Source organism: Rhodococcus sp. 05-2254-6, assembly GCF_002258565.1.
Taxonomy (GTDB): Bacteria; Actinomycetota; Actinomycetes; order Mycobacteriales; family Mycobacteriaceae; genus Rhodococcoides.
The window spans coordinates 1-16,342 of record NZ_NOZF01000080.1; the positions used below are offsets into that span (position 1 = coordinate 1).

Here is a 16,342-nt window from a genome sequence, read left to right on the forward strand (position 1 = left end):
CTCGAATCGAAGAACGTGTAGGTTTTCGGGCGTGGGTAAGAGCAAAAGAAACAGTGGACCGAAGCAGGACAGCAACCGAGCAGCGAAGCTCGCGCAGCGAGAAGCGGAACGCGCGAGCATCGAATCGGCGTCGGCTCGCCCGTTCGAGGGCCTCGCCGCCGAATGCGACCTGGTAGCGCTGCGCGAGTTCGTCCCGTCGGCGACGGCCACCGCGCCGATCACCGTGGACGGTCGCACCATCACGCTGGCCACGGTGCTACCCGGTGCCGTCGCGGCACTGGTGCGCGAAGATGCCGATACCGTCGAGGGATTCGTCGGCCTTCAGGTGCAGAATCAGTCGAAAGATGTTGCGGCAGATATCAGTAGCGCGCTCGGCTGGGCGTCCACCGCGTCCGCGGGCGAGTCGCTCGAAGCCGCGAAGATCACCGACAGCACGCCCGCGTTGACCGAGGTGCTCGACGCCTCCGCGCTGCTCGAGATCACCGTTCATCAGGACTTCAACTGGTGGATTCCCGAAAGTGCCACTCCCGCAGCCGATGTGACTGCAACCGTGGAACGTGCGAACCAGGCGATCATGCCCTCGGCGCGGATCGAGGCCGACGGCGTCGTCGCGGCCTGGTGGGTGGATGCAGGCGACAAGGCACACATCCGGTGGGTTCGTCCGGAGAACGAAGACGACGTGATGCTCGCGTTGGCTCGCCTGCATGCGGCGGGCGATCTGAACCTGGGTGAAGGTTCGCGCTACGCCGGTTCGTTCCGCACGCACGGGCTGCTGGTGCCGGTGTTCGATCTCGATCCCGAGATGCACCCCACCGAATGGGCAAAGCCGACAAAGGAATTCGGCGAGAAACTGAGCGAGGCACTGGCTGTCGACGCTCCGCTCACGGCGGCTCAGTTGCGTTCGCGCGACGGCCTACGCGGCCGCCAGGTCACTCTGCGCTAGAACGCACTCTGCGCTAGAACGCACTCTGCGCTAGAACGCGAAACGGGTGGCCGCTCGAACAAGGAATCCTCGTTCGAGTGGCCACCCGTATGAGCGCGTCATCCGCGCAGAGTTGCGGTGCGAATCTACAGCGATCCGCCGGCGACGGTCGGTGCGCCCGAGTCGGCGGTCACGCTGGTGTTCATCTCACGGGCGACGAACTGCTCGAGGTCGAACAGGTTGTGGCCCGCACGATCGGCGATGTTGAGCAGCGTCTTCATGCTGGCAACTTCCTCGACCTGCTCCTTGAGGAACCACTGCATGAACTGCTCGCCGAGGTAGTCGCCCTCTTCGCGTGCGGTGCTCGCCAGAGCGATGATCTGCTCGGTGACGGTCTCCTCCTGTGCCAGCGCCAGGGCGATGGCCTCACGCGGATCGGTGAAGACGGACTTCGACGCGTCGACGCCGGTCAGCTCGACCGTGATGTCGCGATCGAGGAAGTACTGCACGATCATCATCGCGTGGTTGCGCTCTTCGACCGACTGCGCATAGAAGTGCTTGGCCAGCTGCGGCAGATCGACATTCGCGAAGTAGACCGCGGTGGCGATGTACTGCTGCGAGGCGTTGAACTCGTTGCGAATCTGGTCGCGGAGAAGTGCGTGGAACTTGGTGTGGCTGGTTTCTTTGATGTCTACGCTCATGCTCAGGACAATATGCCTGGTCAGAGGCGTTGTCATCCAAGTCGATCCTTATTGAGGCGAACGTTGCCTAATACAGTCGATCCTAAATGTCCGCTCTGAGCAGGGCTGCAAACTACGCTCTTCCGGCTTCTGTGGGGGCATTGGTGGCGCGGATCACCGTGGAACCGATCTCGCGAGCGACGTACTGCTCGATGTCGAACAGGTTCGATCCGGCTCGGCGGACGATGTTGAGCAGGCTCTGCATCGCCGCCACCTCCTCGACCTGCTCGGTGAGAAACCAGTGGGTGAACTGCTCGCCGATGTAGTCGCCCTCGGCCCGGGCAGCACGCGCCAACGCGCTGATCTGCTCGGTCACCGTCGACTCCTGGGCCAACGCCAGTTCCACCGGTTCGACGACCGACTGAAACTCCGTCACCACGTCGTCGATGCCCGACGCATCGACCTCGAGTCGGTTGTCGATGAGAAAGCGGATCATCATCATGGCGTGCCGACGCTCCTCGGCGGACTGAGCGTAGAAACGCGTGGCCAGCTGTGGCAGATCGTTGCGGTCGAACCACACCGCGATCGCGACGTACTGCTGCGAAGCAGTGAACTCGTGCCGCACCTGGGCGCGCAGCAGATCGTGGAACGACGTACCGGGTGTTGCGGCGGGCTGGGCAGACGGCGATGTCATGGTCCACAACTTACATTCAGGGTCGTTCCGCAGGCTCCACTCCCGCCTACATCCAGGGTCGTTCCGCAGGCTCCACTCCCGCCTACATCCAGGGTCGTTCCGCAGGCTCCACTCCCGCCTACCGGCTGCCCACGGGGGAGTCAGGGCCCGCCGGTCAGCAGTTCCGGAGGTATTTCTCGATCCTGCGCGATGGCGTCGAAGAACGCCGGAGCGCGAGTGTCGTCCCACAGCAGTACGTTTCCGACGTCGGAGTCCTGGAATCCGCCGACGGGAACCGTCGTGGTCACCGGACCGCTGCGCATCGCCCAGGCGAGTGCGGCGAGGTTCCAGATGTGATCTCCCTCGTCGACGCTCAACGACGACGCGGTATCGGACACCAACGGCCACAACTTGAACGGGTTGAGGAAAGTCGTAGCGCTGGTTGCCTTTTCCAAGAGGGCGGACATGAACGCCCGCTGATTGTTCATCCGGTCGATATCGGCCAATGCCGTCGCGCGGGATCGCACGAATCCGAGCGCCTCGGCTCCGGTGAGATCCTGGCAGCCGGCGGCGATGTTGATGCCCGCCAACGGATCGTCGATCGCATTCTGCACGCACACGTTGACTCCACCGACCGCGTCGACGATCCCGGCGAAGCCGCCGAATCCGATCTCGGCGTAGTGATCGATGTGCACACCGGTTGCACCCTCGACCGTCTGGACCAGCAGTGGCGGCCCGCCGAATGCGAAGGCCGCGTTGAGCTTGTCCTGGCCGTTGCCCGGAATCGACACGTACGAATCGCGCGGCAGGCTGACCATCGTCGGCGCGCCGCTGCCCTCGGGGATGTGGATGAGAATGATCGTGTCGGTGCGGCTCGGGCCCACCTCGCCGCCGGTTGCGAGCGCGGCTTCCTGCTCCGGCGTCAGGCCCGCTCGCGAATCCGACCCGACGAGAAGCCAGTTGGTGCCGGGGGTGTCGCCGATGCGCCCGGGATACGAGGTGAGGGCGTCCACGCGCGTCAACGAGCTGTCGACGTAGTAGACGACGCCGCCGATTCCCAGCACCAGGACCAGCAACACGATCAGGAAGCGTCGACCCCAGCGTCTGCGCTTACGCGGCTTCGCGACCTTCGGCGGCCGAGAGTCACGTTGCGGCCGAACGGGTTCGGGTCGACGCAGAGCCCGCTGCGCCGGTGCTGCCGGTTGCCTGCACTCCTCGGTGAACGGCTCCGGTTGCTGCCGCGGGGCGTACCCGGTGCGGCCCGGTGGATCGTCCTGGGAACGCGAGTACTGACGCGTCGATTCGGATGGCGTGGGTCTGTCGGACTTCGCCGATCCGGGTTCGGGAGCCTGCGACCACGCCTGCTGTGCGGCGGCCGAGCGCGCCGGACCGGCAGTGGGCCTGCCGTCGCGGCGGATGAACTCGGTGCCCTCCGGCGGCGGACCCTGTGGGCGGGGACGGTGCTGTGCCGGACGCTCGGGCGGAGGTCCCTGACGGCGCGGGGGCCCGGGGTCGTACTGACGCGGGCCCCGATCCGGTGGCGGCTGGCCGGGACGATATCCGCGAGGGGGTGGCGGCTGTCGGCCGGGCGGCACCTGACCTGGGGGCGGCTGCGGTGGTCGCGATTGGCTCGGCGGTTGCGGGCCTCGTGGTTGCTGGCCGGGCGGTGGTCGACGAGGCGGTGGTTGAGAAGGCGGTGGCTGGCGCGGCGGTTGGCCCCCGGTCGGGCGCGGTGCGGGTCCTGGCGCTGGGTCCGGCCGACCGTGACGACTCCGTTCTGATCGGTCGGGCGGCGTTCGCCGTTCCGGCGCGCCGTGCCGTCCGTAGCGATCGTCGTCGTTCACGGGTCGACTGTAACCGTCGCCACGGAAACACCCGGGTTCCTCGCGTGCCGATTCACGGGAGCCACGACAGATGTTCGCGCAGGAGGGCGTACCCGACGAAGGCCACGATGTCGATCAGAGCGTGTGCGATCAGCAGTGGCCACAGTCTGCCGGTGCGCTGCCAGTAGCGGCCGAACACCAGACCCATGAGGAAGTTTCCGACCCCACCGCCCACGCCCTGGTAGAAGTGATAGCTGCCGCGCAGCAGCGACGAGCACAGCAGGGACGCGTTCTCGCTCAGTCCGAGTCTGCGTAGGCGAGAGATCAGGTACGCCACGACGATGATCTCCTCGGCACCGGAGTTGGCCAGCGCGTACAGAATCAGTGCCGGGACGCGCCACCAGTGGTCGTCGAGGGCGCTGGGAACGACGTTGAGGTTGAATCCGAGGGCGTTGCCCACGAGGTACAGCGCCAGGCCGGGCAGCCCGATCAGTGCGGCCAATCCGACGCCGTGACCGAGGTCGATCTTCAGCCGCGGCCGGGCCAGCCCGATCGCGCGGGGTGCCAGATCTGCTCGCCACAGCAGGTACAACCCCAGTGCGCCCCAGGCGCACAGACGCAGGATGCTCAGCAGCTGGAACAGCAGATCGATCAGGCTGAAACTCGACCGCGACGAGTTCAGCGCCACGGTCTGATCGGACAGGGCAGCGGTCTGCAGCGCGTCCTCGACGAGCGAGAGGATGCTGCTCATACCGCTCAGCCCGAACGTGACCAGCAGGACGATCGCGATCTCGACCTTGATCGTGGTGCGTTCGCGGGCATCGGGCGGTGGAGCCGTGCTCGCGGGCGGCGGTGGCGTCAACCAGCTCTTGAAGTCGATCACCGCACGAGTCTGCCCTGTTTCTCCGAACGTGCGTCAGCCGCGGGCGCGTAGTCCGTTCAGAAACGGGCAACCGGCGAGCACGCGCAGCGCGCGACTGAGCGAGAGGACGTCCTCGACGGGCTCGGCGAACCCCAGCCGGACGTCGTTGTCGCCGCATTCGCCTTCGATCCGCAGCCGAATGCCGTAGCGATCGATGCCGAGCGGCCGGATTCGGCCCTGCCGGAGCGACGGCGGGAGGCGTCGGGCCAATTGGGCTAGCAGGTCCGGGTGGTCGGAGTCGAGGTGCTCGAGCCAGCTGGTCTCCATCTCCCAAAAGGGATCGGGTTCGGCTTCCAGCAGCGTGTCGACGTCGACGGGCTCGGCTCCGGTGCTGTCGGCGACCACGGCGGAGGTGACGATCAGCCGCATCAGCGAGGTGGTGTGCCCGACGTCGAGGAGAGCGGGATGCGGATGTTCGGCGGCCACCGCTCCGGCCATCGGGCGCATCAGCGAGTCCGGGACCGGGCGTAGATCGCCGCGAAGCCACACCAGCGAACGCACCGGTTCACGCAGCGCGAGCGGCGCGTGATCGGTGAGTTCGAGGACGGCGGGGATGCCGGCACGGGAGGACTGCCAGGTGTGCGCGTCGTCGAGGGAGTCGGTGGGGACGGCCAGGATCATCTCGCCGTTGGGTCGCAGATGATGCAGGGACGTGATCACCGGGTCGCTGCCGTCGATGGCCAGGGCGGCGCCCTCGGCGCGCATGCAGGCACTGCGTACACGTTCGGCAGTGGTCGGTCCGGTGGTGGTGGTTGCGCCGAGCATGGGCTCCTCCGATGCGATCGGTCAGGCGAGTAGGTGAGGCAAACCTAAGTTAGCGTGGTGTGGCGAGGATCGCAAGACCGTGCGTGGGAGTGGAGCCCGCGGAACGACCCAGAACCGGGTCTACCGTGAAGGCGTGCCGATTCCGCTGACCCTCGGTGTGCCCCACCGACCCGACCCGAACGCGCTCGTCCACGAGCTGCTGCAGCCGATATGCGCCGACGCACCCTCGCTGGCGGCAGCTCCGCGTGGAGCCGAGTACGGACCGCCCGTCGTCCGGGCATCGACTCTGCTCACGCTGTCCGACTCGGACGACCACGGACGCATCGTGGTGGACCTCGACATCGACCCCGACGAGCTCCGAGCAGGGAGGACCTGCGGTTACGAGGCCGTCCGGTTCGACGTCGACGCCCCGGCCGAGCACCTCGCCGACGCGCTCGGGCTGCGATTGCCCTCGCCGCTGGTCGTCTTCCCGATGTTCGACGCGATCGACGTGGCCGAGATCGCGGAGGCCGTCGTCCTCGCCCACCGGACCCCGGGCATCCGCGTCGGAGACACCCCGCGGCGCATCGCCGACGTGCTCGCCGTGGTCTCGCACGCCGATGTGGGCCTCGTCGCCCGCGCCGACTCCGGTGACGAGGTGCTCGCGATCCTCGCCGCGACGGTAGCGTCGCTACGCGGAGACGACATCGCCGCGGCGCTTGCTGCCCCGAACGTCGCCGCACTGCGAGCTCTCATCCCCGAGGCCGCCGAGGCGGTGCGCGAGGTGCTGCTCGGAATCGAGATCGTCGACGCCGCCCGCGCCCGCGCCCGGCTCGTCGACGTCGGTTTGATCGCTTCGTAGGCGTCCACAACGTAACCTCGAGACGTGCCTCGCATCGCTTACTTCGGCCCATCGGGAACGTTCACGGAGATGGCGCTGGCGCAGTTCGAAAAGCTCGGAACCTTCGGCGCGGTCGGTCTGGACGGCGCGGTCCAGCGGGTGTCGGCGTCGAACCCACCCGCTGCGCTCGAGGCCGTGCGATCGGGCGCGGCCGACGCCGCCGTGGTCCCCATCGAAAGCTCCATCGAGGGAGCGGTCCCACCGACGCTCGACGCGTTGTCGGAGGGCCGCCGGCTGCAGATCGTCGCCGAGACGGAAATCGAGGTGGCCTTCACCATTCTCGGTGGTCCCGGTGTCACCCTCGACTCGGCCCGGACGATCAGCGCCTATCCGATCGCGCTCAATCAGGTGCGCCAGTGGCTGCAGACCGCCATGCCCGACGCCGTGGTGCAGTCCGCGTCGTCCAATGCCGGTGCAGCAGAGGATGTTGCAGCCGGAATGGTCGATGCTGCGGTGTCGACGCGGCTCGCCGGTGAGCGCTTGAAGTTGTCGCAGTTGGCCGACGGGGTCATCGACGTGGAGGGCGCGCGGACTCGTTTCGTGCTGGTGACGGCGCCGCAGTCGGTGCCTGCGCGCACCGGTGCCGACCGAACGTCGGTGGTCCTCGAGCCGCCGAACGATCCGGGTACGCTGCCGGCAGCGTTGGCCGAGTTCGGAATTCGCAACATCGACCTGACCTTCATCGAATCACGGCCCACCCGTTCACGATTCGGAACGTACAGGTTCTTCATCGACTGTGCCGGGCACATCGACGACCCGCTCGTCGCGGAGATGTTGGCCGCATTCCACCGCAAGATGCCCCTCCGGTTCCTCGGATCCTGGCCCACCGCAACAGGAACGGGCGGTTCGGTGCCGCCGCCGATCGACGAACACGTGCAGTGGGTCGCAGACATTCGTGCCGGACGCGGTGATCTGTGATGGGCAAATTGATTCTGGTTCGGCACGGTCAGACGACAGCGAACGTCGCGAAGATACTGGATACCTCGCCGCCGGGAGCCGAGCTCACCGAGCTGGGGCACCAGCAGGCCGACGCCTATGCGCAGACCTGGATCGGACGCCCACCCGCGGTGCTGGTGTCCTCGGTTGCGTTGCGTGCCAAGCAGACTGCGGGTTACATCGAACGAGCGACCGGGGTTCCCCTGGTGGTGACCGACGGAATCCAGGAGACCTTCGCCGGAGATCTGGAGGACCGTGACGATGCGGATGCGCACCGGGAGTTCACCGATATCTTCAGTCGCTGGCATGCCGGAGATCTGGCGGCGACCGTGCCCGGCGGCGACAGTGGACATTCGGTGTTGGAGCGTTACGTCCCGGTGCTCGACGGCCTCCGCGCGCAGTATCTGAGTGACGAGACAGCGGGCGACGTCGTTGTCGTCAGCCACGGTGCCGCAATCCGACTGGTTGCAGCGGTACTGGCAGGCGTCGAGGGCACGTTCGCTGCCGACAATCACCTCGACAACACGCACACCGTCGAGCTGCTGCCGCTGCCCGACGGTGGATGGTCCTGCACCAGGTGGGGCACGTTCCTGCCGCCGTTCGAGGGCAAGGGCAGCAACAAGGCGGACAACCCGATCAGCTAGCGCAGATGCTCACCGGCCGATGCGATCAGCTCGGTCAGGGCAGCGGTCACTCTGCGATCAGTCGCCCCGGTCAGTGAGCTCCACGACGTGCCGTCGGCGGCGAGGGTCGAGGTGGCGAGAATGCGCCCGGCTCTGGTGTCGAACAGGGCCACGGGTCTCCCGGCCACGTGACGGGTTCCGTGCCTACGGGCGACGGCGGTGATCTCGGTTCTGCCGGCGCAGGTGGCCATCGCCGACGCCAGAGCCGCGGCGCGCTCGTGCGCTACGCCGATACCGCGCAGCCGAGACGCGGTTGCTCCGACGTCGGTCGGTGCCGCGTCGAGTGTTTCGGCCAGCAGATCGGTCGGCGCGTTGATGCTGCCCGGGTCGAACGACGCGGCCGAGCCGATCGCCGACGCGAGGTCCCGGGCCGGATCACCGTGGACGGCGCGGATGGTGACCACGTCGTCTCGCCGCACCGCCGACACCGCGATCCGATCGTCGGATGCAACGCAGATGCGAATGGTCGGAACGGGCTCTGGGTTCTCGACGTCGAAGACACGAGCCGAGACGTACCAGTGAGGTTGTTCGAGAACCCGCAGCCACTGCTCGAGATCCTCGTGGACGCGGCCCTCGGTGATCAGGCCGGCGTTGTTCAGTGCGCTGCGCCCGTGCTCGAGCGCACGATCTCGGGCACCGACGTCGTCGAAGCGCGGGAACACGTCCAGGACCACGGGTAGTTCGGCGATCGACAGTTCGTCGACCAGGAAATCCATCTCGTCCACACCGAGTGCGGCGATCGGCAGTGTGTGGCCCACCGGCACGGTTCCCAAGTCGATCAACGGCCGTTCCCGCTGGTATCCGTGTGCGGCAGGGTCGGGTCCGCGCCGATGACGGACGGTGCCACGGTCCGACCGTCGGAGAAGTGCTCGAATTGCTTGAGGTAGTCCGGGGTCTCGTGTTCGTCGTCCTCGGCCTGCCCGCGCGGGCCGGAGGCAGGAGCGCCTGCCGCGCCCGTTCCGCGCTGAGCGAGGCCGGCATCGGCCGAGGTGGTTGCGCCGAACGCGGACGGACCGCTTAGGCCTGCACCGGCCTGCATCGAGCCACCACCGGCGGGACCCAACGCCGAACCGGGCATTCCGACGCCGCCGCCGATGCCACCGGGCCCGGCTGCTCCACCTGCCCCGCCGCCGAACGACACCGGACGCGTGGACGCCGGACCGACAGCGAGAGATGCCGAACCACCGGGTGCGAAACCGTTCCCGCCGCTCGCTCCCGATCCACCGGACAACGCACTCGACCCGATGGTGGACGCAGCGGTGGCGACGGTCGAGACGCCGGTGCTGGCGATGGAGGTGGCAGCACCACCGATCTGACCGGCCGCCGCTGCCACGCCGGGGTTCTGGGTCGCGGCCATCAATCCGCCGATCGCGGCCTGGACCGGAGACGTCATCAGCGCTCCGTTCGCGAACTTGCCGAGGCCGCTCCCGGAATCGGAGACGATGGCCGGCGGCTGATCGAATGTGGTCTTGACGATGCGGTGCGAGGAGACCAGCTCGAAGCCCTCCATCACCATCGCAGCTCGGATGTCGAGCAGTCGATCGGCCACCTCGGCAGCCTCGTAGCTCCCGTTCATCACGCCGCCCGTCGAGGCGGCGGTGACCTTGGCGGCCTGAACGGCTCCGATTTCCACGAGCGAGGGCATGGTCGCCAACGCGACACCGTACGAGGTTCCTGCGGCCGGGGCCTCGACCGAGAGCGCCGCCGCCTTGACTGCCGTGGCGGCGGTCCAGGTCGCGAAACGGCCGAGCGCAGCCTGAGCCAGCAGTGCCGACTCGCCCTCCCAGCCTTCGGTCAGAGCCGCGGTGACAGCGGCAATGCTCGCCGATGCCTCGGTGAACGCCGCAGCGACCGAACCCCACGCGCCGCCGGCGACGTGCAACGGCACCGGTCCCGGCCCGAGCAATCGCGTCGAGTTTCCCGTGGCCGTGCGTGGCAGCCACACCACCCCTGTCACTCCGAGCGTCATCCTCTGGCCCCCATGATGTTCGAGCGTCGTGTCGTTTCGAGCTTTGTGTCTTGGTGTTGCGGTCGAGTGCGGTGCGTCAGATTCCGGGTAGGCCGGGTAGGCCCCCGGCCGTGTCGTCGTCGGTGGCCACGTAGTCCGCAGCCTGTTTCCGCAGTTCCTCGGCCGCTCGGTGCAACTCCGAAATGCCCTGCGCTGCAGCAGGTCCGAAGGTATCGGCCGCGGTGCCGAAGAACCGTTCGGTGAGCAGCGAGACCTCGTCGGTACCGGGCGGCAGTGGCCGCACGGGGATTGCCGTTGCAGTGACAGCCGCCTGCAAGCGAGCGGCGACCGCATCGAGTTCGGAGGCAGCAAGCTGTAGGGCCACCGGATCCACCTTGATGACGGTCATGAGCCACGCTCCCTGATCGAAGAACTTTGCGCTGTCGGTAGGTAAGACGCCGCCGTGTTCTGTTCGGTTCCCTCCGCGCGAGAAAAATTCAGACGAACTTCTGGGCCACCGCGCCGACAGTCCAGACGCCGCCTCGATGGCTGACGGACGTGCGCGTCAGCGGGGAAACGTCGATTCGCCAAAACGAGCGGATCGGGGCGTCCAACACCAGCACCACCACGGCTCGGACGACGGCAGGAGAGGTCACCGCCAGAGTGCGGCCCGGCGTCGATCCAACAGCGCTCAGCCACTTCTCGACGCGAGAGAACAACGCGTCGAGGGATTCTCCGCCCGGAGGAACGAACGCCGGATCGCTCAGCCAGGCCATCGCGTCGGCGTCGGGCAGGTCGGTCATCTCGAGACCGGACCACCGGCCGTAGTCGATGTCGGCCAACGCGGGCTCGACGGAGATCTCTGTTCCGAACACCTGCGCGGTGGAGATCGAGCGGGTTTCCGGGCCGGACAGGACGCGGTCGGCGCGGGGAAGGTCGGTTACCGCCTCGAGATCGCGCAGGCCCGCGTCGTCGAGTGGTTCGTCGCCGGGAAACCGGCCGGTGCGCATGGCGTCGGTTCGCGCGTGAGCGACCAACATCAGTCGGGTCACGGGAGCGGGCACTGCGTCATTGTGGCACCGCAGCTTTGTGGCATCGAGCTGCAGTCGGTCGGGACAGCGATTGACACAGAGTCCGGAGCGATGCCACAGTTCGCTGGTAATACGCGATGTACGCAGGTAATCCGGTGAAAATCCGGAGCGGTTGCGCCACTGTGATCGACGTCGGCGAAATGCCCGAATTCGAGAGTCAGAAAACTCGTTCATCGCATGGCCGTCCCCGTTTTCGAGCGGGGACTACGGGACGCACAATCCCAGGAGGACACCATGGCAATCATTCACGCACCCAGTAATACGACGGAGTCGGCTGCTCTTGCCGTCATCGTCGCCGCAACGATTCTGCTCGCTTTCGTCGTGCTCTACCTCGTCGGTTTCGATCAGGGCGCGATCTCCCGCAGTGGCATGTACATGCACGAGTTGATGCACGACGGCCGCCACCTGCTGGGCCTGCCATGCCACTGACCGACATCCACGGCCCGACGCTGCAGGGCACATTCGTCCAACTACTGGTGCGAGGTCTGCTCGCCGGACTTCTCGCAGGCCTGCTCGCCGGAGCAGTCGCCTACGTCGTCGGTGAACCGCACATCGACTCGGCCATCGCCATCGAGGAAGCGGCCGGAGCCGACGCTCATCACGCCGACGCCGATGCGGCCGCGCACTCCCACGGCGAGGACGCACTGGTCAGTCGAGACGGACAACGCGTCGGACTGTTCCTCGCCACCGGACTCGCCGGCCTGGCGCTCGGCGCGATCTTCGCCTCGGCGCTGCACTACGGGCGACGCTTCACCGCACTGCCGGGCTCGATTCTCGCGCTCGTCGGAGCCGGTGCCGGATGGTTGGCCATCGAAGCGGTGCCCTTCTTCAAGTACCCGGCCAACCCACCGGCCGTCGGCGATCCCGAGACCATCACCCAACGCACTTGGCTGTGGTTGGCGTCGGTGATTCTGGGTCTGCTGGCGGTCGCATTGGCCGTCTACGCGGCGAAGGCGGTGGCATCGCAGCATTCGGTGGCGATTCGCGTCGGAGCGCCGTTGCTGGCGTTCCTGGTTGTGGTCGGCGTCGGCTACGCGCTGCTGCCCACCGTCAACGAGGTGGGCGCGGACTTCCCGGCAACCCTGCTGTGGGAATTCCGACTGTCGTCCCTGGCCACCCAGGCAACCCTGTGGCTGGCCTTGGGATTGGGATTCGCATTCCTCACCGATCGCGCTGCTCGACCCACTCGCCGAGAGACAGTCGCGGCGTAGCCCGGCGTTCGCTTCGGCCCCCACGTTGGGATGAATGCGCCATTCAGGCCATCTGAGTGACTGAAACCCACATTCATCCCAACCTGGGGGTGCGTTCGGGGTGAGCGGGCGGGCGACGAGTGAGTGCTGTCAGCCGAATCCGAGTTGATGCAGTCGCTCGTCGTCGATGCCGAAGTGATGTCCGATTTCGTGGGCGACGGTGATCGCAATTTCCCGTCGCGCCTCGTTTTCGTCGTCGACCATTTCGAGGATCGGTTTGCGGTAGATGGTGATGACGTCCGGTAGGTGGCCGCTGTATTCGTAGCGCTCGGTCAGTGCGATGCCCTCGTACAGTCCGAGGATGTCCTCGGTCGGGTGCTCTTCCTCGACGAGAACGACCACGTTGTTCATGAAGTCGGTGAGCTCACGCGGCAGAGTGTCGAGGGCGTCGGACACTGCTTCCTCGAAGTCGACGCGCGTCATGTGCGTGGGAATGTCACCCTCCGGTGGTGATCGGTGCGGCACCGGGCAGCGGTGTCGGCAGTGCACGGCCGTCGGGAGCGGAGGGCGGCGGGACGGGGGCTGCACCGTTGATGAGGATGTCGCCCTTGGCGGTGCCGACGATGGTCGCGAAACCGCCGGAATCGAGTTCGGCACCCACCGAGCACGTCACCTGGCGACTTCCGGCCAGCCAACTCGCGACATCGATCGTGTCCCAGAACAGGGTCAGCGTCTTGTCGCGCAACGCGGTGTCCGAGCCGAGGTAGCCGTTGACCGCGTCGGTGCACGTCCGCTCGAGGTACGCATCCTGGTCGCCCTCCGACGGGTGCCCGCCGGGGAACTGCTGCGTCAGGTTGATCACCGACGCCACCTCGTACGCGTGCGGAGCGGCGCAGTCCACCGGATCGGCCGGCACGTTCTGGTTGATGCCGATGCAGGTTCCGGTAGGCCAGACCTTCGACTGGTCCTGATCGAGAATCGACCCGGTCATCTCCATCAGCGCGCCGGTGTTCGACGGCATCTGCACACCGCAGCGCAGCGTCCGCTCACCCTTGGCCCATCCGGCCTGGCTGGGGAACATCAGCCCGACGCCGAAGCGTCCGTTCGGATCGAATTTGGCACCGACGTAGTCGTCGACGGCGGCCGCGCAGTGTTCGTCGCGCAACTCGCTGAACCGGATGGAACCGGGATACGCCGCGGCAGGGCCGAACTCGACGCCGGGGTAGACGCTCATGTCGATGTCGCGAGCCACCTCGAAGCGATGGGGATCGGCGCACGAGACCTCGGCGAGGTCCTGCCGATCGGTCTCGGGATCGTCGGTGGGCGTCCACTGCAGGCAGGCACCAGGGTCGGCGGCACCGAAGGAGGACGCCGAAACGGGCCCGTCGGTCGCAGGCCCACTGGCCGTCGCGTGGGTGGTGATCTTCTCGGGTGTCGAGAACCCGTCGGAGAGAAAAACCGTCGCTCCGGCGGCCAGCACCGCACCGACCGCAACCATGGCGAGCCCACGTCGAGCTGTGGTTGCAGACAGTGTTCGCCGAGACTTCTCGCTCGTCGGGGGGTCTGTTTCGTATCCGGACATCGCCCTCCATCATGCCCGAGTATGTTCGGTCCTCATGAGCGACCCAACGGGTGACGACGACCTCAGCGAGCTCGCCGGCCGACTGTTCGCAATGGCCCGCACCGGTGACGCGGCCGCTCTGGCGAGTTACGTCGACGCAGGCGTTCCGGTGAATCTGCACAACGAATCGGGCGACTCACTGGTCATGCTCGCCGCGTACCACGGGCACGCCGATGCGGTGCGTGTGCTGGTCGAGCGCGGTGCCGATGTGAACAAGCCCAACGACAAAGGGCAGACCCCACTCGCGGGCGCGGTCTTCAAAGGTGAGGACGACGTGGTGCGCGTGCTCGTCGACGGTGGAGCCGATCCACACGGCGGCCACCCGTCGGCGATCGATGCCGCCACCATGTTCGGACGCGAGGACTACCTGGGGTTGCTCGGCAAGTAAGGTTCCCTCTCGTGATCGACCTGAAATTCCTTCGCGAGAATCCCGATGCAGTGCGCGCCTCGCAGCGCACCCGAGGCGAGGACCCCGCTCTCGTCGACGCACTTCTGGGTGCCGACGCATCCCGCCGGGCCGCGGTGCTGGCCGGCGATCAGCTGCGTGCCGAGCAGAAGGCGCTGGGAAAGCAGGTCGGTAAGGCCTCCGCCGAGGACCGTCCGGCTCTGCTCGCCGGGGCATCGGAACTCGCCGCCAAGGTCAAGGCCGCCCAGGCCGCCGAAGCCGAGGCCGATGCAGCCCTCGACGCGGCCCACCGCGCGATCTCCAACATCGTTCAGGACGGCACGCCCGCAGGCGGCGAGGACGACTTCGTACTGCTCGAGACCGTCGGACAGATCCCGGAGTTCGACTTCGAGCCGAAAGATCACCTCGAGCTGGGTGAGTCGCTGAAGTTGATCGACATGGAGCGCGGAGCCAAGGTCTCGGGCTCGCGCTTCTACTTCATGACCGGTTACGGCGCATTGCTGCAGCAGGGATTGCTCCAGCTCGCTGCCCAGAAGGCCGTCAAGAACGGCTTCACCATGATGATCCCGCCGGTGCTGGTTCGCCCGGAGATCATGTCGGGAACCGGATTCCTCGGCGCGCACGCGGACGAGATCTATCGCCTCGAAGCCGACGACCTCTACCTCGTCGGAACCTCGGAAGTTGCTCTCGCGGGCTACCACTCGGGCGAGATCATCGACCTCGCCGACGGCCCGAAGCGCTACGCCGGATGGTCGTCGTGCTTCCGCCGCGAAGCGGGCAGTTACGGCAAGGACACCCGCGGCATCATCCGCGTCCACCAGTTCGACAAGATCGAGATGTTCTCCTACATCAAGCCCGAGGATGCAGCCGCCGAACACCAGAAGCTGCTGGAGTACGAGAAGGAAATGCTCGCCGCAGTCGAGTTGCCCTATCGGGTCATCGACACCGCAGGCGGCGACCTCGGCTCCTCGGCCGCTCGCAAATTCGACTGCGAGGCATGGGTTCCCACCCAGAAGGCCTACCGCGAGCTGACCTCGACCTCGAACTGCACGACGTTCCAGGCCCGACGCCTCGGCGTGCGGTACCGCGACGATAACGGCAAGCCCCAGACCGCAGCGACGCTCAACGGCACCCTCGCCACCACCCGCTGGATCGTCGCCATCCTCGAGAACCATCAGCAGGCCGACGGCACCGTCCGCGTCCCGGAAGCCCTGGTGCCTTTCGTCGGAACGGATGTCTTGAAGTAGAACCGGATCAGGCGATGTCGCCGATGCAGTAACCCTCGCCGCCGACGGCCAGCACGAACGTGCGGTTCTGGTACGCCCCGGACGCGTCGATGATGTCTGCGTTGACCTGGGTGTAGATGCCGTTCTGCCCGGTGACGAACACGCTGTCAGGATCGAACGAGGTGATGCCGGGCAGGATGTTCGGATTCTGCACCAGCGGCGGGGCAGTCGGAACTCCGGTGCCGAGGGCATCCCAGGTCTGGCGGCCGTCGCACACGAGTGGGTAGGTCTCTTCGACGTCGCTGGGGTTCACCGGAATCCCGGCGAGACGCCCCAGGTAACGATCGACGGTGTAGACGGCGTCTGTCGCGTCGAACACGGGAGCGGTGCCGGTGGGGTAGACGGTGGGGCACGCATAGCCGGCTGCGATCTCACTGCGCTTGACGCTGACCGTGGCGATGGGCCCGGTCCACGTGACGGCGTACTGACCGTCGACGCCGGGGGCGGCAACGGCCGCGAGGATGGCCTCGGCGTCGACGTACATCGCCGGGATCTCGGTGGGCGGAACCGTCCAGC

General features: G+C 67.0%; 19 protein-coding genes and 1 pseudogene. 8 read left to right on the top strand and 12 right to left on the bottom strand.

The annotated features are described in order from the left end of the window. Nucleotides 1-31: 31 nt before the first annotated feature. Nucleotides 32-943 carry a DUF5926 family protein gene (locus CH256_RS09575; protein WP_068045615.1) on the top strand — a complete coding sequence of 304 codons (912 nt, stop codon included), beginning with the start codon at nucleotides 32-34 and terminating at the stop codon, nucleotides 941-943. A 125-nt stretch (nucleotides 944-1,068) separates the two neighbouring features. On the opposite strand, the gene CH256_RS09580 is transcribed toward CH256_RS09575, so the two are convergent. The 5 genes from CH256_RS09580 to CH256_RS09605 form a co-directional block, all read right to left on the bottom strand. Then, nucleotides 1,069-1,623 (bottom strand): ferritin, encoded by a 555-nt coding sequence (locus CH256_RS09580; RefSeq protein WP_032396487.1) that lies wholly within the window; start codon nucleotides 1,621-1,623, stop codon nucleotides 1,069-1,071. 112 nt (nucleotides 1,624-1,735) lie between these two features. Then, nucleotides 1,736-2,296, bottom strand: coding sequence for a ferritin (locus CH256_RS09585; RefSeq protein ID WP_094669452.1), 561 nt, complete (start codon nucleotides 2,294-2,296; stop codon nucleotides 1,736-1,738). A gap of 140 nt (nucleotides 2,297-2,436) precedes the next feature. Next, entirely contained in the window at nucleotides 2,437-3,693 is a 1,257-nt protein-coding gene (locus CH256_RS28550) for an LCP family protein (protein ID WP_373454799.1), read from the bottom strand. A 478-nt stretch (nucleotides 3,694-4,171) separates the two neighbouring features. Beyond that, nucleotides 4,172-4,981 (bottom strand): CPBP family intramembrane glutamic endopeptidase, encoded by an 810-nt coding sequence (locus CH256_RS09600; protein WP_032396467.1) that lies wholly within the window; start codon nucleotides 4,979-4,981, stop codon nucleotides 4,172-4,174. A gap of 33 nt (nucleotides 4,982-5,014) precedes the next feature. Continuing rightward, nucleotides 5,015-5,785 carry a DUF2470 domain-containing protein gene (locus CH256_RS09605; protein ID WP_094638523.1) on the bottom strand — a complete coding sequence of 257 codons (771 nt, stop codon included), beginning with the start codon at nucleotides 5,783-5,785 and terminating at the stop codon, nucleotides 5,015-5,017. A 133-nt stretch (nucleotides 5,786-5,918) separates the two neighbouring features. Here CH256_RS09605 and CH256_RS09610 point away from each other — a divergent pair, with 133 nt between their 5' ends. From CH256_RS09610 to CH256_RS09620, 3 genes are read left to right on the top strand one after another with little or no spacing between them, the layout of a single operon-like run. After that, nucleotides 5,919-6,626 (top strand): hypothetical protein, encoded by a 708-nt coding sequence (locus CH256_RS09610; protein ID WP_094669454.1) that lies wholly within the window; start codon nucleotides 5,919-5,921, stop codon nucleotides 6,624-6,626. A 24-nt stretch (nucleotides 6,627-6,650) separates the two neighbouring features. Further along, the gene (gene pheA, locus CH256_RS09615; RefSeq protein WP_094669455.1) at nucleotides 6,651-7,583 is read left to right on the top strand and encodes a prephenate dehydratase; all 933 of its coding nucleotides are present in this window, start codon (nucleotides 6,651-6,653) and stop codon (nucleotides 7,581-7,583) included. Then, entirely contained in the window at nucleotides 7,580-8,245 is a 666-nt protein-coding gene (locus CH256_RS09620) for a histidine phosphatase family protein (protein ID WP_094669456.1), read from the top strand. The genes pheA and CH256_RS09620 overlap by 4 nt, the downstream gene beginning before the upstream one ends. Here the strand turns inward: CH256_RS09620 and CH256_RS09625 are convergent. The 4 genes from CH256_RS09625 to CH256_RS09640 form a co-directional block, all read right to left on the bottom strand. Beyond that, nucleotides 8,242-9,066, bottom strand: a complete 825-nt coding sequence (locus CH256_RS09625; protein ID WP_143536546.1) for an ESX secretion-associated protein EspG — start codon at nucleotides 9,064-9,066, stop codon at nucleotides 8,242-8,244. The two genes, CH256_RS09620 and CH256_RS09625, sit on opposite strands and share 4 nt — an antisense overlap. Continuing rightward, nucleotides 9,063-10,253: a PPE domain-containing protein gene (locus CH256_RS09630; protein WP_094669458.1), complete on the bottom strand. Its 1,191-nt coding sequence runs from the start codon at nucleotides 10,251-10,253 to the stop codon at nucleotides 9,063-9,065. Before CH256_RS09630 ends, CH256_RS09625 begins: the two co-directional genes overlap by 4 nt. 76 nt (nucleotides 10,254-10,329) lie before the next feature. Further along, nucleotides 10,330-10,641, bottom strand: a complete 312-nt coding sequence (locus CH256_RS09635; RefSeq protein ID WP_032381057.1) for a PE family protein — start codon at nucleotides 10,639-10,641, stop codon at nucleotides 10,330-10,332. An 88-nt stretch (nucleotides 10,642-10,729) separates the two neighbouring features. Next, nucleotides 10,730-11,296: a histidine phosphatase family protein gene (locus tag CH256_RS09640; RefSeq protein WP_179272057.1), complete on the bottom strand. Its 567-nt coding sequence runs from the start codon at nucleotides 11,294-11,296 to the stop codon at nucleotides 10,730-10,732. A gap of 261 nt (nucleotides 11,297-11,557) precedes the next feature. Here CH256_RS09640 and CH256_RS09645 point away from each other — a divergent pair, with 261 nt between their 5' ends. After that, nucleotides 11,558-11,752: a CbtB domain-containing protein gene (locus CH256_RS09645; protein ID WP_032396459.1), complete on the top strand. Its 195-nt coding sequence runs from the start codon at nucleotides 11,558-11,560 to the stop codon at nucleotides 11,750-11,752. Beyond that, nucleotides 11,743-12,534 carry a CbtA family protein gene (locus CH256_RS09650; protein WP_094669459.1) on the top strand — a complete coding sequence of 264 codons (792 nt, stop codon included), beginning with the start codon at nucleotides 11,743-11,745 and terminating at the stop codon, nucleotides 12,532-12,534. The genes CH256_RS09645 and CH256_RS09650 overlap by 10 nt, the downstream gene beginning before the upstream one ends. 129 nt (nucleotides 12,535-12,663) lie before the next feature. On the opposite strand, the gene CH256_RS09655 is transcribed toward CH256_RS09650, so the two are convergent. Together CH256_RS09655 and CH256_RS09660 are read right to left on the bottom strand one after the other, a co-directional pair. Further along, complete coding sequence (locus CH256_RS09655; protein WP_082073870.1) at nucleotides 12,664-12,996, bottom strand: metallopeptidase family protein; 333 nt, start codon at nucleotides 12,994-12,996, stop codon at nucleotides 12,664-12,666. 13 nt (nucleotides 12,997-13,009) lie between these two features. Next, nucleotides 13,010-14,095, bottom strand: coding sequence for a septum formation family protein (locus CH256_RS09660; protein ID WP_094638530.1), 1,086 nt, complete (start codon nucleotides 14,093-14,095; stop codon nucleotides 13,010-13,012). A 34-nt stretch (nucleotides 14,096-14,129) separates the two neighbouring features. On the opposite strand from CH256_RS09660, the gene CH256_RS09665 reads away from it, so the two are divergent. Both CH256_RS09665 and serS read left to right on the top strand, forming a co-directional pair. Further along, nucleotides 14,130-14,522 carry an ankyrin repeat domain-containing protein gene (locus tag CH256_RS09665; protein WP_094669460.1) on the top strand — a complete coding sequence of 131 codons (393 nt, stop codon included), beginning with the start codon at nucleotides 14,130-14,132 and terminating at the stop codon, nucleotides 14,520-14,522. A gap of 11 nt (nucleotides 14,523-14,533) precedes the next feature. Next, nucleotides 14,534-15,787 (top strand): serine--tRNA ligase, encoded by a 1,254-nt coding sequence (gene serS / locus CH256_RS09670; RefSeq protein WP_094669461.1) that lies wholly within the window; start codon nucleotides 14,534-14,536, stop codon nucleotides 15,785-15,787. 7 nt (nucleotides 15,788-15,794) lie between these two features. Here serS and CH256_RS28050 read toward each other — a convergent pair. Then, a pseudogene (locus tag CH256_RS28050) lies at nucleotides 15,795-16,342 on the bottom strand (hypothetical protein); the annotation flags it as partial.